13 protein-coding genes are annotated in these 14,206 nt (G+C 39.1%); 10 read left to right on the top strand and 3 right to left on the bottom strand.

Going from position 1 to position 14,206, the window contains the following annotated elements; all coding sequences use genetic code 11:
• Positions 1-9: 9 nt before the first annotated feature.
• Positions 10-282: a hypothetical protein gene (locus H7U02_RS06975; RefSeq protein WP_201042998.1), complete on the top strand. Its 273-nt coding sequence runs from the start codon at positions 10-12 to the stop codon at positions 280-282.
• An 18-nt stretch (positions 283-300) separates the two neighbouring features.
• On the top strand, positions 301-1,704 hold the full coding sequence (locus tag H7U02_RS06970) for a GH25 family lysozyme (protein WP_201042997.1): 1,404 nt from the start codon (positions 301-303) through the stop codon (positions 1,702-1,704).
• A 602-nt stretch (positions 1,705-2,306) separates the two neighbouring features.
• Here the strand turns inward: H7U02_RS06970 and H7U02_RS06965 are convergent.
• Positions 2,307-2,852 carry a hypothetical protein gene (locus H7U02_RS06965; RefSeq protein WP_073686997.1) on the bottom strand — a complete coding sequence of 182 codons (546 nt, stop codon included), beginning with the start codon at positions 2,850-2,852 and terminating at the stop codon, positions 2,307-2,309.
• Between the two features lie 75 nt (positions 2,853-2,927).
• Complete coding sequence (locus tag H7U02_RS06960) at positions 2,928-3,104, bottom strand: DUF3042 family protein (RefSeq protein ID WP_002883513.1); 177 nt, start codon at positions 3,102-3,104, stop codon at positions 2,928-2,930.
• Positions 3,105-3,179: 75 nt separating this feature from the next.
• On the opposite strand from H7U02_RS06960, the gene miaA reads away from it, so the two are divergent.
• The 4 genes from miaA to H7U02_RS06940 all read left to right on the top strand — a co-directional run bounded on the left by miaA (position 3,180) and on the right by H7U02_RS06940 (position 6,630).
• Complete coding sequence (gene miaA / locus H7U02_RS06955) at positions 3,180-4,091, top strand: tRNA (adenosine(37)-N6)-dimethylallyltransferase MiaA (protein ID WP_049545618.1); 912 nt, start codon at positions 3,180-3,182, stop codon at positions 4,089-4,091.
• Positions 4,092-4,124: 33 nt separating this feature from the next.
• Positions 4,125-4,625 carry a GAF domain-containing protein gene (locus H7U02_RS06950; RefSeq protein ID WP_282185667.1) on the top strand — a complete coding sequence of 167 codons (501 nt, stop codon included), beginning with the start codon at positions 4,125-4,127 and terminating at the stop codon, positions 4,623-4,625.
• On the top strand, positions 4,625-6,277 hold the full coding sequence (dnaX, locus tag H7U02_RS06945; RefSeq protein WP_107372996.1) for a DNA polymerase III subunit gamma/tau: 1,653 nt from the start codon (positions 4,625-4,627) through the stop codon (positions 6,275-6,277). The genes H7U02_RS06950 and dnaX overlap by 1 nt, the downstream gene beginning before the upstream one ends.
• Positions 6,278-6,444: 167 nt before the next feature.
• On the top strand, positions 6,445-6,630 hold the full coding sequence (locus H7U02_RS06940; protein ID WP_002883500.1) for a DUF3272 family protein: 186 nt from the start codon (positions 6,445-6,447) through the stop codon (positions 6,628-6,630).
• Here the strand turns inward: H7U02_RS06940 and birA are convergent.
• Entirely contained in the window at positions 6,617-7,555 is a 939-nt protein-coding gene (gene birA, locus H7U02_RS06935) for a bifunctional biotin--[acetyl-CoA-carboxylase] ligase/biotin operon repressor BirA (RefSeq protein ID WP_110981196.1), read from the bottom strand. The genes H7U02_RS06940 and birA overlap by 14 nt on opposite strands.
• A 279-nt stretch (positions 7,556-7,834) precedes the next feature.
• Here birA and metK point away from each other — a divergent pair, with 279 nt between their 5' ends.
• The 4 genes from metK (at position 7,835) to H7U02_RS06915 (ending at position 14,205) form a co-directional block, all read left to right on the top strand.
• Complete coding sequence (metK, locus tag H7U02_RS06930; protein ID WP_037601155.1) at positions 7,835-9,028, top strand: methionine adenosyltransferase; 1,194 nt, start codon at positions 7,835-7,837, stop codon at positions 9,026-9,028.
• A gap of 667 nt (positions 9,029-9,695) precedes the next feature.
• Positions 9,696-11,468: a DUF4118 domain-containing protein gene (locus tag H7U02_RS06925; protein ID WP_201042995.1), complete on the top strand. Its 1,773-nt coding sequence runs from the start codon at positions 9,696-9,698 to the stop codon at positions 11,466-11,468.
• Positions 11,465-12,382 carry a hypothetical protein gene (locus H7U02_RS06920; RefSeq protein ID WP_022496453.1) on the top strand — a complete coding sequence of 306 codons (918 nt, stop codon included), beginning with the start codon at positions 11,465-11,467 and terminating at the stop codon, positions 12,380-12,382. Before H7U02_RS06925 ends, H7U02_RS06920 begins: the two co-directional genes overlap by 4 nt.
• A complete protein-coding gene (locus H7U02_RS06915) occupies positions 12,379-14,205 on the top strand; it encodes a DUF2194 domain-containing protein (protein ID WP_201042994.1) in 1,827 nt (608 codons plus the stop codon). The genes H7U02_RS06920 and H7U02_RS06915 overlap by 4 nt, the downstream gene beginning before the upstream one ends.
• Position 14,206 lies beyond the last annotated feature (1 nt).

Genomic DNA, 14,206 nt, shown 5'->3' with positions numbered 1-14,206 from the left:
GGTTGAATTATGAGCAATTTGAGCAAGGCTATAGAAGCCATCGGGCATGATATTGGGGAGATTCAAGGCAAACAATCTTCATTCTTGTCTATCAGCCAAGCGTATGGACTATTTCCAACGTATAATAACTTTTTTCTACAGGTTTTAGAACAAAATAGATTTGCGGCAGACCCACTTGTAACAAAATCTCAATTACCTACAAACGAAATTGACACTTTAAAACAGAAGGTCGAAGAGTTGGAGAGAACTATCTCGGAGATTAAACAATCTATTCAAAAATAATTATGAGAAAGGAGACCTATGACATCTAAAACACAGTTATTAAACACGCTTGAAAGCCTAGTCAATCAACGTGTAACCGTGCCTACCAATCCTTATGGTGGTCAGTGCGTGGCTTTGATTGACAACGTGTTGCAATATCAAGGCTTGTTTAATCTTAATTTCAGCTACTTAAACGCTATTGATGCGTTAAGCCGTGCTGAAAGTCTAGGTTTGAAAGTTACCTATTTCAACGGGGCTAACAATCCACCAGTTGGGAGCGTTTGGGTAACTAACTGCTTACCTTACCACCAATTTGGGCACATCGGTTTTGTGGTTGCTGAAAACCCAGACGGTACAGTTACCACTGTCGAACAAAATATCGACGGTAATGGTGACGCCCTCTATAATGGCGGTTGGACACGTAAGGTAACAAGAAACCTCGATAGCGCTGGTAATTTCAGTTATATTGACTGGAATGCACCGACTCAACAAATGGTGGGGTGGTTTGAATTGCCGTTTGATGATGTTGAGGTCGAAGAAGTTGACGGCATGAACAAAGGTGATTACTTCATCGATGTTTCAGCTTATCAATCAGCAGACTTAACTGGAATTTGTCAAGCGTCTGGCACTAGGAATACTATCATTAAAGTATCTGAGGGCGTTGGATGGCTAAGCCCAGTTGTGGCACAACAAACCAACACAAGTAACTGTATTGGTTACTATCATTTCGCTCGATTTGGTGGGGATGTAGGTACAGCACAAGCTGAAGCCAATTACTTTATCAGCAATCTGCCATCACACCCACGCTATTTAGTGTGTGATTATGAAGATGGCGCTAGCGGTGATAAGCAAGCTAACACTAATGCGGTACTGGCATTCATGGATGTTTGCAAGTCAAACGGTTTTGAGCCTATTTATTACAGTTACAAGCCATACACACTAGCTAATGTGTATGTAGATCAAATCACTGCACGTTATCCGAATAGCTTATGGATTGCAGCATATCCAAACTATGATGTAACACCGCATCCAGTCTGGGAGATTTACCCTAACATGAGCCACACGAAATGGTGGCAATTTACAAGTACAGGGATTGCCGGCGGGTTGGATAAAAATGTTGTAATCGTCGGTGATAGTTTTAAGAAAAAGAAAGAGGAAGAAGATATTATGAATTTTGTAGTACGTAGCGAAAGCGGTAAAGAAGGTTGGGTAGCAGTCGTTAATGGCCGTGTATTTGGTATCGGCTCAATGGGCACAGTGGACGCTCTCGAAGCCACTGGTGCTAAACGTTTGCAACTAGAAGATGCGGACTTTGAGCGTTTCCTATACAGTCAATCAAACGACGCCGAAGCGGTTTCTAAGGCAATCAATGAAGCTAGTGCTTCAGTCGTTAAGGCTATCGAAGAACGTGCACAAGCCACACAAGGGCAAACTGGTAAATAATTAGACCACGAACAAAAATAAAATAAAAAGGAGTATATCACCTCCCGACAGACCACAGTTCGGAAATCATGGTGGTAGTGGTCGAAGCCCTAGCATTTGCTGGGGCTTTTTTTGTGTTATAATAATATTGGTTTTGAGAATAGCCTTCATAGGTAGACGCCGCCCTTTTATGGGCGGTTTTTTATTTTGTGCATAGCATTAGACATTTAATCTAAATAGAGGTACACTATAGATAGTCATTTTTATTTGTTTCTAGTCGTTTGGTTTTATTCTGTTATCAAACGACTTTTTTGTCCACATTTCTGTCCACCTTTTTCAAAAACCTACGAAAATAAATAAAAATAAAAACTATAAAAACCTAGTAAAATCAAGCTTTTATAGTTTTCATTTATTTTTATATTCTATATCTTTTCGTTGGCAGGGGACATTTTTAAGCCTTTAACCATGCGGGTTTAAGCTATTCTGCCCCAAATTTAAGCCAAATGTATTTGACACCTATTGAATTATAGGTGTTTTTTTGATAAGCAAAAACCCTAGTCAGGATTAGTCCTAACTAGGGTTGAAAATAGAATACTGGTGATGATAAGTATTCTGTTATCTCATTAATTGGAATTGGCAGTTGTGTCTGTGCTTGATGAAGCTTGTGGGTACTCGTAAGGATTGTTATCAACGTCGTTAATCCACTCATTGCTCTGATCAGTTGAGCTTGAGTGATTGCTTCCTCCACCAGCACCTGCGGCGAAGGCTGCATCGTGACCTCCACCGCCTCCTCCGTTAGTGGCATAGGAGCCATCTTCTGGTCCGCCCCAACCTCGTCCGCCTTCAGTAGGCTTGGACTTTTCTTGATTTCCATCTTGATGAGGTGTTTGGTTGTTTTGTTTTTGATTTGCTCCTTGAGCAGAAGGAGATGCTTGATGCTTATTTTCGTCCTTAGCCTCCTTCTTATGATCTTCCGTCGAAGTAGCAGTTGAAGATTTAGTATTCTCTTTTTTATGAGATGAGCTACTTTTTGATGAAAGGCTGTGAGAGATGTGATGCGTTTTTGCTGTTGGCTTTACAGGTTCTTTTAAATGTTTTGATAAATAACCGAAGAGAAAGAAGAAAGCTAGCAAAGAAAAGGTGATGATATTATATTTTTTTCTTTTCAAATTTGGCTCCGTTCCTAGTCATAGATGAAGAGTTAAAAATAACAGTAAAAAACCAGGTTTCCCTGGTTCTCATTATTAGCGGCTTACACGACGGCGAGCTGCTTTTTTACGGTTTTCTTCGATGAAAGCCAATTTCTTTTCTTCTGGTTCGATAATGGTTTTCTTAACTGCGAAGACAGCACCTGCTACAGTAGCAGCAGTTCCGATAACGCCAGTAGCGACACCTTTAGCGAATGAATGTTTTTTAGCCATGAGACTATCCTCCGTATATGTTATAATATGCTTATATTATCTAAAAAAATATCTAGAATAGCAAGTGAAAACATTATGAAAACCAAACTTATTGTAGTAGCTGGTCCTACTGCTGTGGGAAAAACAGCGCTTGGAATTGAATTGGCCAAGCGTTTTAATGGCGAAATTATTTCAGGAGATAGCCAGCAGGTTTACCGACAATTGAATATAGGAACCGCCAAGGCCACTCCTGAAGAGCAGGCAGCAGCAGTACATCATCTGATTGATGTTCGCAATGTTGATGAGTCCTATTCAGCTTATGATTTTGTGACAGAGGCAGAGGTTGCCATTACAGATATAGTTAGTCGTGGCAAGTTACCTATTGTAGTAGGAGGAACAGGTCTCTATTTACAAAGTCTCCTAGAAGGGTATCACCTAGGGGGGCAGGTAGATCAGGAGCAGGTCTTAGCCTATCGCACAGAATTAGAGCAATTATCTGATCAGGAACTTTTTGAAAAAATTGATCGCTTAGGTATTGAGATTAAAGAGATTAACCGTCGTCGTGCTATCAGAGCACTTGAGCTTCATCGTTTTTCGAAGAATCTTGAAAATACTGAGACGACTTATGATCCCTTTCTTATCGGATTAGATGATGAACGCTCCTTAATCTATAATCGAATTAATACACGAGTAGACAAGATGGTTGAACTTGGGCTCTTGGAAGAAGCCAAGTGGTTGTACGATAATTATCCTAATGCCCAGTCAGCTCGTGGTATAGGCTACAAGGAGTTGTTTCCTTATTTTTCTGGGAACCAGAGCTTGGACGAAGCCTTGGAAAAACTCAAGCAAAATACGCGTCGATTTGCTAAACGGCAATTAACTTGGTTCAGAAATCGAATGACTGTTAAGTTTTATCAGATTTCTAGTCCAGAATATCCTGAAAATGTCGTTCAAGATCTTGAATTATTTTTAAATGAAAGGGAAGGAGAAAAGGTAGGTCAATCTTAGTTTTAAGAACCAATCTTTGCTATAATGGTAGTTATGACTAACGAAGAAAAAAAATCAGCCTATGAATTAATGCTAGCACAGGCTAAAGTGCTTTTTGCCAATGAAAACAATGCTCTGGCCAACTTTTCTAATGCCTCAGCTCTCTTGAATACAACCCTGCCAAATTCTGTGTTCACAGGCTTCTACCTGATGGATAATGTCAAGAATGAGTTAATCCTTGGCCCTTTCCAAGGTAATGTTTCTTGTGTTCGAATTGCCTTAGGTAAGGGTGTTTGTGGTCAGTCTGCAGCAGAAAATAGAACCCTAATTGTCGAAGATGTCACCAAACACGCTAATTACATCGCTTGTGATTCCGCTGCTCGAAGTGAAATTGTTGTACCAATGGTCAAAGATGGCAAATTAGTTGGTGTTCTCGATTTGGATTCTCACCAAGTAGGAGACTATAACCAAGTAGACCAAGATTATCTTGAAGCATTTGTCAAAATTTTACTTGAGAAAACCGAGCTTACATTTGGAATGTTTGAGGTAAACTAATGTATCAAGCCTTATATCGTAAATACCGTAGTCAGACCTTTGGCGAAATGGTTGGTCAAAAAGTGATTTCAACCACGCTCAGACAGGCGGTAGAGTCAGGGAAAATCAGTCATGCCTATCTCTTTTCTGGGCCACGTGGTACCGGTAAAACCAGTGCTGCAAAAATCTTTGCCAAGGCTATGAACTGTCCTAATCAAGTTGATGGTGAGCCTTGTAATTACTGCGATATTTGTCGCGATATTACAAACGGAAGTCTTGAAGATGTTATCGAGATTGATGCGGCATCCAATAATGGTGTTGATGAGATTCGTGAAATTCGTGACAAATCGACCTATGCCCCAAGTCGTGCGACTTACAAGGTCTATATTATTGACGAAGTTCACATGCTCTCGACAGGTGCTTTCAATGCTCTTTTGAAGACTTTGGAAGAACCAACTGAAAATGTGGTCTTTATCCTAGCGACCACTGAATTACATAAGATTCCAGCAACTATCCTTTCTCGTGTCCAACGCTTTGAGTTTAAATCGATCAAACAGGGAGCTATTAAAGAGCACTTAGCTTCAATTCTGGAAAAAGAAGGACTGACCTTTGATGATGAGGCTTTGACTATTATTGCTCGTCGTGCAGAAGGTGGTATGCGTGATGCGTTGTCAATCTTAGACCAAGCACTGAGTCTGTCTCCTGACAATCATGTCAGCCAAGCCGTAGCTGAAGAAATCACTGGTTCTATTGGTTTGACAGCCTTGGATAGTTTCGTCGCTAACGTTCGTAATCAAGATACTACGCAAGCTTTATCAAATCTCGAAACTCTCTTTGATAATGGTAAGTCTATGACCCGTTTTGCGACTGATCTCTTGGAGTATTTCCGTGATCTTTTGATTGTCAAAGCAGGTGGAGAGAACAGTCACCATAGTCCCCTTTTTGAAGAGAATCTTTCTCTGGGCCAAGACCGACTTTTCCAAATGATTGATTTGGTTACAAGTGCCTTACCAGAAATTAAAACTGGAACACATCCTAAAATCTATGCGGAGATGCTGACTATAAAATTGTCAGAAACCCATAGTCAGATGTCACAAGAAATTCCAGGAAATTTACAAGAAGAGTTAGATAGTCTTCGTCGCGAAGTAGAAGGCCTACGTAAAGCTCTTAAAGAGGGCAAAGTCCAAGGAGAAGTAGCACCAACTCGAAAAGCCAAACCTGCTTATCAGTATAAGGTGGATCGTGAAAAAATTCTCACTATTATGCGTGAAACCATGGAAAATCCGCAGAAATCACGCCAATGTCTGGATGCCCTAAAGGCAACTTGGCCTGAAATCTTGGATTCTATTAGCCCACAAAATAGGGCCCTTTTGAATGGATCTGAGCCTGTATTAGCCAATCAGGAAAATGCCATCCTGGCTTTTAATGCTGCCTTTAATGCTGAACAGGTCATGAAACGCAGTGATCTCAATGATATGTTTGGCAATATCATGAGTTCAGCTGCCGGTTTCTCACCCAATATTATGGCTGTTCCAAAAGCAGAATTTGAAAAACTCCGAACAGAATTTGCACGAAGCCTCAAATCCAAAGAAGAATTGGAAAAAGAAGATCGTGAAGAGTATATCCCGCAAGAACTTGAATTTCTCTCTGATGTTGTAGAAATAGAGGACTAAAAAGGTCCAGTGGACCTTTTTAGGTCCGAGCCTAGAAATAGAAAAGCGAGGAGATTCAGTGTAATTTGATAGATTTCTGAATCTGATATTTGGAAGGTTTATCCTTGTAAAAATGAAAAGAGCCTAGACTGCTTGTCCTAGGCTCTATCTATTGATATAATAATCTTATGATTCAACAAATTTTGTTTATTACGCTTGAAACTATTTTTGAAACGGTTTGTTTTAATTACAGTTTACAGCACGGCTATTACTTTTTTACAGCCTTTTTTGGTTATTTACTGTTTCGTCGTCTTTGGACAACCTATGTTGTTTCACGCATTGCGCGTGCAGCCGACAAGTCTACCAAGAAGTAAGACTTACTTCGCCAGCGGTCAACCATTTTTCCTGGCCATCATCAGTAAGAACGAGAAGTTGGCCCTTATCACCAATTTCCTTGGCAATACCAGTATAAGTCCTTCCAGCTTGTTCAAAGGTCACTTGTTTGTCTAAAACGAGGGACTTTTCTTTATAAACTTTGACCAAATCGCTAGTCGGAATGGTTAAAAAGAGTTTCCAAATTTCTGAAATGAGCTGGTTTCGAGTGATGCTTGGTTTTTTAGAAGTAAAAAGACTAGTAGCTTTATTAGCTAACTCTTCAGGAAAATCACTGATTGAGAAGTTAAGCCCAACCCCGATAATGACATCTGTGATGCGACCAGATTCGATAGAACTAATGGCTTCGGTAAGGATACCAGCCATTTTTTTGTTGTTGAGGTAGATGTCATTAACCCATTTGATTTCTGTATTGATGCCAGTTAGACGCTGGATAGCTTTGACAATAGCAGCTGCCGCCATCATCGTATAAGGTGGTAACTCCTCAAAATGACAGTTGGGCTTTAAGTGGATACTCATGTAGATACCACCTTGTGGACTGGCAAAGAAGTGACGTTCAAATCGTCCTTTGGCTGCTTTTTGACTTGATGCCAGGTATAGAGCAGGTGTTGGATTATTCTTTTCCATGCCATGTTTAGCATCTAGTTGGGTAGAGTTAGAATCTGGATTAAAGTAGACTGGAATGTTGAGTTGCTTAGAGATGTCTTGAGGAAGAAGAATATCTCCCTTTTCTAAATAGTAGCCTTTCTTCCGTACACTTGTAATGTCAATTCCTTGTTCTTGTAGTGTTTGGATTGCCTTCCAAATGGCTGTCCGTGAGACACCAAGGCTTTTTGCCAAACTCTCTCCCGTCACAAAGTCAGGACTCTTCGATAAGATGTCATAAACGTGTTCATAAGTTTTCATATCCTAAGTATAATACAAAAGATGGTAAAATGCTCACTATAAATTATTGATAAAGCTTGATAATAAATAACTATATGACTAGACTGAAAAAACATGATATAATGGAAGGTAGTTATTAAGTCCCGATAAGGCAACAGTCATCCTAGGGTTGGCTGTTGGTTCTTTGTAACTTTTTAACGGCGTCTAGCTCTATTAGGAGTATAGCGTTTTACCTATTAGGAGACGGTCAAATCTGTTTTATCTAATACTATTTTTCATATTAAAAGGGGGACATTTTATATGTCAGAACGTAAACTTTTCACGTCTGAATCTGTATCTGAGGGGCATCCAGATAAAATTGCAGACCAAATTTCAGATGCCATTCTTGATGCGATTTTAGCAGAGGATCCAGATGCACACGTTGCAGCAGAAACAGCTGTCTACACTGGTTCTGTCCACGTTTTCGGTGAAGTTTCTACAACAGCTTATGTGGACATTAACCGTGTGGTTCGTGATACTATCGCTGAAATTGGTTATAACAATGCAGAATACGGCTTTGCAGCAGAATCTGTTGGGGTTCACCCATCATTGATCGAACAATCTCCAGATATTGCTCAAGGTGTCAATGAATCACTTGAAGTTCGTGGAACTGGTGACCAAGACCCACTTGATCTTATCGGAGCTGGTGACCAAGGTTTGATGTTTGGTTTTGCTATTGATGAAACTCCAGAGTTTATGCCACTTCCAGTTAGCCTTTCACATAAATTGGTTAAAAAATTGGCAGATTTGCGTAAATCTGGTGAGATTTCATACCTTCGTCCGGATGCTAAATCTCAGGTTACTGTTGAGTATGATGAGAATGACCAACCAGTACGTGTTGATACAGTCGTTATCTCAACGCAACACGATCCTGAAGCAACTAACGATCAAATTCGTCAAGACGTCATTGAAAAAGTCATTAAAGCAGTTATTCCAGCCGAATACTTGGATGACGAGACAAAATTCTTTATCAACCCAACAGGTCGTTTTGTTATTGGAGGACCTCAAGGGGACTCTGGTTTGACTGGTCGTAAGATTATTGTTGATACTTATGGTGGTTACTCAAGACACGGTGGTGGTGCCTTCTCAGGTAAGGATGCTACTAAGGTTGACCGTTCAGCTTCATATGCCGCTCGCTATATTGCTAAAAACATCGTAGCTGCTGGTCTTGCTAAGAAAGCAGAAGTACAATTGGCTTATGCTATTGGTGTTGCTAATCCTGTGTCTGTCCGTGTTGATACCTTCGGAACGGCGACAGTTGCTGAAAGCAAACTTGAAGCTGCTGTCCGTGATCTCTTTGACTTGCGTCCTGCAGGTATCATTCAAATGCTTGATCTTAAACGTCCTATCTACCGTCAAACAGCAGCCTATGGTCACATGGGACGTACTGACATCGATCTTCCATGGGAAAAATTGGATAAGGTAGATGCCCTCAAAGCAGCTGTAGGAGATTAAAAATATTTAATATAACTTTCAATTTAATAATATCAAAACAACAGAATTTAATTTTTTTGAATTCTGTTTTTTATTTTGAAAATGAATAATATGAATTTTCTGACTTCAGACACATGTAAACCCAAAGGATTGAGTAATTAAAGGGTAAAAACGACTAGCTAAAAATAAATTCTTTAGGTGAAAAACTTTGAAAGGAGTTGAAAAATAAGAAAAAATTGCTATAATAAGAGTGACGATGTAAATATGAAACTAGAGTCATTTTAGATTGATAGAGTAAGAAGAAATACCTTTAAATAAGGTCTAACAGGTGTTAGATAATCTAAAGTGATCTGGTTAGTTTGTGATTTCTTGGGGAAGCTAATCAACATAACAAGATATTTAATTAGTCAATTTAATCTATTCTTTAATAATATTAATTTTACTTAATGTTTATTTAGGATAATCTTGTTCTTTCTTATGTTTTTTGAAATCTTTAAGAATCTTCAAAAGAGATTCTGATGAGAGTTAGGTTATCACTCATTGGGGAGGAAGACATAGCTTTCAAAGGGCTTTCTTAAGAAAGGCATTACATTGTGGTCTTGAGAGTATTGGGAAATACTTGAGACTAATGATTAGAATGGGTAGAGAGTGTAGTTAAGGGGACACTCTTAAAAGTGGGGAGAAGTTTATGAATATTTTGATACTTGGTAATACTGCTGGATTAACAAACGATTTCATTTTGAAAACGTTTCCTAATCAAGCAGTTTTTATTTTTGGTCATACAGGTGTAAAGAACTCTCGTAAGAATAAAATCACCGTTTATACCAAGCATTATGAGAACAACCAATTAGAAGACGTTTTTGATTTTCATGATTATGATCAAATCATCTATTTTTCGGAATATCTCAATTACGGACATGAAAGTTCAGGGGAGATTGAAAATCTCATCAGATTGTTAGAGTGTCTTAAAGATAGAAAAAACAAACGATTACTTTATATCACAGGTCCTATCCTTGAGGATGGGAAAAGAAGTTTACAGACGACAACAAAGGATACCTTATTATCCTGGAGTCGAGAATTTGGGGTCAACCTTAAAGTTCTACATAGTCCCTTTCTTTATTCAGTTATTAATAAAGAAGATTATCTTTATAAACTGTTTGTGCGTTTAGATGACCATGAACAGGTAGAGTTAAAGGAGTCATCACAAAGTCAGGCGACTTTTATCAGTCTATCTGACTTGGGAGATTTGCTTCACAAATTATGTGAGCGATGGAATGACACCTATGAAAGCATTATTATTCCGGATCCTTTCCAACTGACTTTTGGGGAGCTCTTGCAAGCTTTGGATAAATATTTCCCTAATAAGCAGGTTCATTTCCTAGAGGAAAGAAGAATTAGTAAATATGATAATGATCCTGAAAAGCATCATGATTTGCGTGATAGGTTTGCTTGGTTTATGCGTTATGCTTTGGTGCGTGACTTGCCAGATATTTACGAAGACTATCAAAAACAGCGAATAGGGTCTCTACGTGTTTCTAAGTTCCGCAATATCATAGATAATATCGTTAAGCAAAAGAGAAATAAGAAACTTGCTGCTGTTGTCGTGACCTTCTTAGTCTTTGAAGCTTTTCGATATATGACTCAAGGTCAGTTACAGTTCCAATTGATCGACCTACGTTTGCTCTTTGTTGTCTTGATTAGTACAGTTTTGGGCATGGGGTATGGCTTGTTCTCGGCAGTTCTTGCAATTATTGGTTTGACCATCAGTCAAATCATGTCTGGAACTAGCTGGCAACTGCTTCTATATAACACTGACCGTTGGGTTGCCTTTATTGCCTATATCTTTATCGCTGTGGTTTGTGGTTTTGTGGAAATGAAGAAGAAAGATGACAAGCTACAACTAGATAAACAGTTGGAAACAGTTAAGGAAGACTATCTTATCCTTAATCAATCCTACGATACATTACTCCATGAAAACAAAGACCTGAAAAATGCCTTGTTGGCAAGTCAAGATGGTCTTGGAAAAGCATATTCTTACTTTGTGACTTTAGATCATACTAGTGTTGAGAAGGTTCTTAGACAGACGCTTGATTTGGTTTCAGAAATTTTGAATGCTCCTGTTTCACTTTATGGAGGTGGTCCTTTCCAATACGAGCTTCTTTTGGGAGATAACGATAAGAAGCAAGTATCTTTGACAGATTTTAAAGAAATTGGAGGTGCCTTTGGTCATGGACGTGTCTGGGCTAATAAATCATTGCTTGAGAATCGTCCAGCGTATGCCATGGAAGTTAAGACCAAGGCAGAGGGTACTTTTATCATTTGGGTAGAGGCTGTTCCTTTTGAAGCTATGTCTACTAAAGTGTTAAACGAGCTTGAGGTTCTTTCAAAAATGAGTCGTTCTTTCATTGAAAAGGCAGAACTTCTTGAACAAGCTAGTTATCAAGGGAGGGTTGCACAATGATTCCAGTCCTAATTACTAGTATTTTAACGGTTTGTTACTTCCTATCTATAGCACTTGTCTATAAAGCCATTGTTAGTGGCAAATCAGATTTAACCATTTTTTACTTGATTTTCCCAATTGCTTTACCTTTCTTTGGTGCCGGTCTGATTCATATGATTTCTAAGCCAAATCCTGGTAGACACCGTCGTGGTCAAGAAGCAGCAGTTGGTGGCAAAATTAAAGATTTGACCATTGATTTTGGAAATATCGATGATTTTCAACGTCCTAAGGAATTGGTTGAAGAAGACATCGTTCCTCTTGAAGAATCTCTCTATTTGAATAAGGCTAAGGAAGCTCGTCAGCAATTGATGGAATTGGCTAATAATGATCCATCTCATTTTATGGATTTGCTCTACTTGGCTCGCTTAAATGAGGACAGTGAAATTGTTCACTATGCGACAACCTTTATTTCTGAAATTTCAAGTCAATACGATGAGAAGTTGAGTGCCTTTGAGAAACGTTTTGAAAAGGGTGAAGCAGACTTTGACCTCTTAACCGAGTATTGTGATTTTATGGAAGATTACCTCTCTAAAGAACTTCTAAGTAAACAAATGGAAGGTTTGCTTCGTAAGGAGTACGAGGAACGTCTCTTGCAAAAACTTAGTCACGGAACGACTGCTAAAGACTTAGTGAGAGTTATCCATAATGAACTAGCTCTTGGTTTGTATGATTTGGCTCAAAAGCATTTGACGCAGCTTTCAATTAAATCAAATGCGGATGATGTGTATTATTTGTATTTGGAATATTACTATCAAACTGGTCAGTTTAATGAATTTAAGAACATGATTCGTGAGATGCAAGGCAAACAGGTTGTTCTTTCTAAGGACAAACAAGATCTCTTGAACTTCTGGCAAGGAAAAGAGGTGATGGCATGAAATTAGGTAAAAAGAATGTTATCCGCAAAGAAACCTTGCTAGGTGTTGGCCTTATTTTGTGTTTGGCCATCGGACTCTTTGTTCAAAAGAAAGGGGAATGGTACCCAACTCAAGGTAAGGAAGCCTATCTTACCGGAAAAGTACCTTCTACGGCCTCAGTTGTCAAGGATTTAGATAAAGATACACTGGTTCTTTATGATAGTGAAAACGAGACGAGTCAAAGGGCTTGGAAACAGTTTGAGCAAATTCTAAAAGATATGCGTATGGGAGCTAAGTTAGTCGATGTGGCTAAACACGAGTCCTATTCACTTTCAGATTATAAAAAAGTAGTCCTTCTTGTCACTGACCTTTCTCGAATGGAGGACCAGGTGCAGCCACTCATGGATTGGACTGAAAAAGGTGGTCAAACACTTTTTGCAGTAACCATGGGGAAAGAAAGTAATCTGGATGCCATTGATCATAATCTCGGCGTGAGTTATTCCAATTTTGAGATGGATGAGGTCAAGGAAATCTACGTGGATCCTGATTTCATGATTGGTGGGGGACGCAATTATAAAATTGAAGAACCTTTTGAGTCAGCCAGAAAAGTCTCTCTTGAAAGTGATGTTAAGGTGCATGCTAAAACAACAGATGATTCTCATACACCGTTGATTTGGGAAAAATCATACGGCAAAGGGAAGTTTGTCGTTGATAACCTTGGAATCTATGAGCGTAATATCCGTGGTATTTATGCCGCTTCTTATAGCCTTTTGACTGAAGCGACAGTTTATCCGGTAATCAATGGCTCTACCTATTATATAGATGATTTCCCATCACCTGTTCCAGCTGGAGATGGTCGTTTCGTTAAACGTGATTACGACATGTCTGTGTCTGAATTTTATACCAATGTTTGGTGGCCAGACCTTCTTAAATTGCACGAAAAGTATGGTATCGTTCATACAGGTGTGGTCATTGAAAACTATGAGGCCCAGACAGATGGTAAAATTGTTCAACAAAATGATTTAGATCGTTTCAAATATTTTGGAAATTCGCTTTTGGCTAATGGTGGCGAGCTTGGTTATCATGGTTATAATCACCAACCTTTGAGTCCTTCATCTGTTAATTATGGTGAAAAGTATGCCAGCTACAAGACTTGGAAGGATAAGGCTGCTATGAAGGCTGGTCTGTCTGAGTTGATTCGTTTTGTCAACCAACTCTTTCCTAAAGCGCAAAAATCAGTCTACGTTCCACCATCAAATATTCTTTCGAAAGAAGGACGAGAGGTAATCGTTAATGATTTCCCAGAAATCAAGGCTATCTCAAGTAACTATTTCCCAGGGGATTTCACTTATTCGCAAGAGTTTGAAGTGTCGCCTGATGGAATGATTGAAGAGCCACGTACTGTTTCTGGTGCGGTTTGGGATGATTTCTCACAGATGACGGTCTTTTCTGAAATGAATATGCACTATGTTAATAACCACTTCCTTCACCCTGATGATGTTCTTGATGTCGATCGTGGTGCAGAATTAGGTTGGGCAAAGATGTATAAGGCTTTGGACAAGGAAGTTAGTTGGGTCCACAATATGTCACCTTCACTTAGAAATCTAACAGGTTCAGAATTAGCAGGTGCTGTTCAGCGTTACGGTATTTTGAAAGTTTCTCAAAAATATACCAAAGACGCCCTAAAAATTGATCTTGAGAATTTTCATGATCATGCTTACCTTATGGTTCGTTTAAATCAAAACGAGGTTAAGAAGGTAAAAAATGGTAAGGTTACGCATTTAACGGGTGACCTTTACCTATTGGAGGCTACGAATAAGTCAGTCACCATTACATTAAAATAAG

It is taken from the genome of Streptococcus sp. 3.1 (assembly GCF_016648915.1).
GTDB lineage: Bacteria > Bacillota > Bacilli > Lactobacillales > Streptococcaceae > Streptococcus > Streptococcus salivarius_E.
Note: the sequence above shows the minus strand (reverse complement) of the source record. Positions and strands in the feature narration are given on the sequence as shown.

Excerpts from the sequence above, each read along its gene's own strand:
- H7U02_RS06925 (WP_201042995.1), top strand. The coding sequence starts at position 9,696 with ATGAATATTTTGATACTTGGTAATACTGCTGGATTAACAAACGATTTC.
- H7U02_RS06940 (WP_002883500.1), top strand. The coding sequence starts at position 6,445 with ATGATTCAACAAATTTTGTTTATTACGCTTGAAACTATTTTTGAAACG.
- dnaX (WP_107372996.1), top strand. The coding sequence starts at position 4,625 with ATGTATCAAGCCTTATATCGTAAATACCGTAGTCAGACCTTTGGCGAA.
- H7U02_RS06950 (WP_282185667.1), top strand. The coding sequence starts at position 4,125 with ATGACTAACGAAGAAAAAAAATCAGCCTATGAATTAATGCTAGCACAG.
- H7U02_RS06960 (WP_002883513.1), bottom strand. The coding sequence starts at position 3,104 with ATGGCTAAAAAACATTCATTCGCTAAAGGTGTCGCTACTGGCGTTATC.
- H7U02_RS06915 (WP_201042994.1), top strand. The coding sequence starts at position 12,379 with ATGAAATTAGGTAAAAAGAATGTTATCCGCAAAGAAACCTTGCTAGGT.
- birA (WP_110981196.1), bottom strand. The coding sequence starts at position 7,555 with ATGAAAACTTATGAACACGTTTATGACATCTTATCGAAGAGTCCTGAC.
- metK (WP_037601155.1), top strand. The coding sequence starts at position 7,835 with ATGTCAGAACGTAAACTTTTCACGTCTGAATCTGTATCTGAGGGGCAT.
- H7U02_RS06970 (WP_201042997.1), top strand. The coding sequence starts at position 301 with ATGACATCTAAAACACAGTTATTAAACACGCTTGAAAGCCTAGTCAAT.
- H7U02_RS06920 (WP_022496453.1), top strand. The coding sequence starts at position 11,465 with ATGATTCCAGTCCTAATTACTAGTATTTTAACGGTTTGTTACTTCCTA.
- H7U02_RS06975 (WP_201042998.1), top strand. The coding sequence starts at position 10 with ATGAGCAATTTGAGCAAGGCTATAGAAGCCATCGGGCATGATATTGGG.
- miaA (WP_049545618.1), top strand. The coding sequence starts at position 3,180 with ATGAAAACCAAACTTATTGTAGTAGCTGGTCCTACTGCTGTGGGAAAA.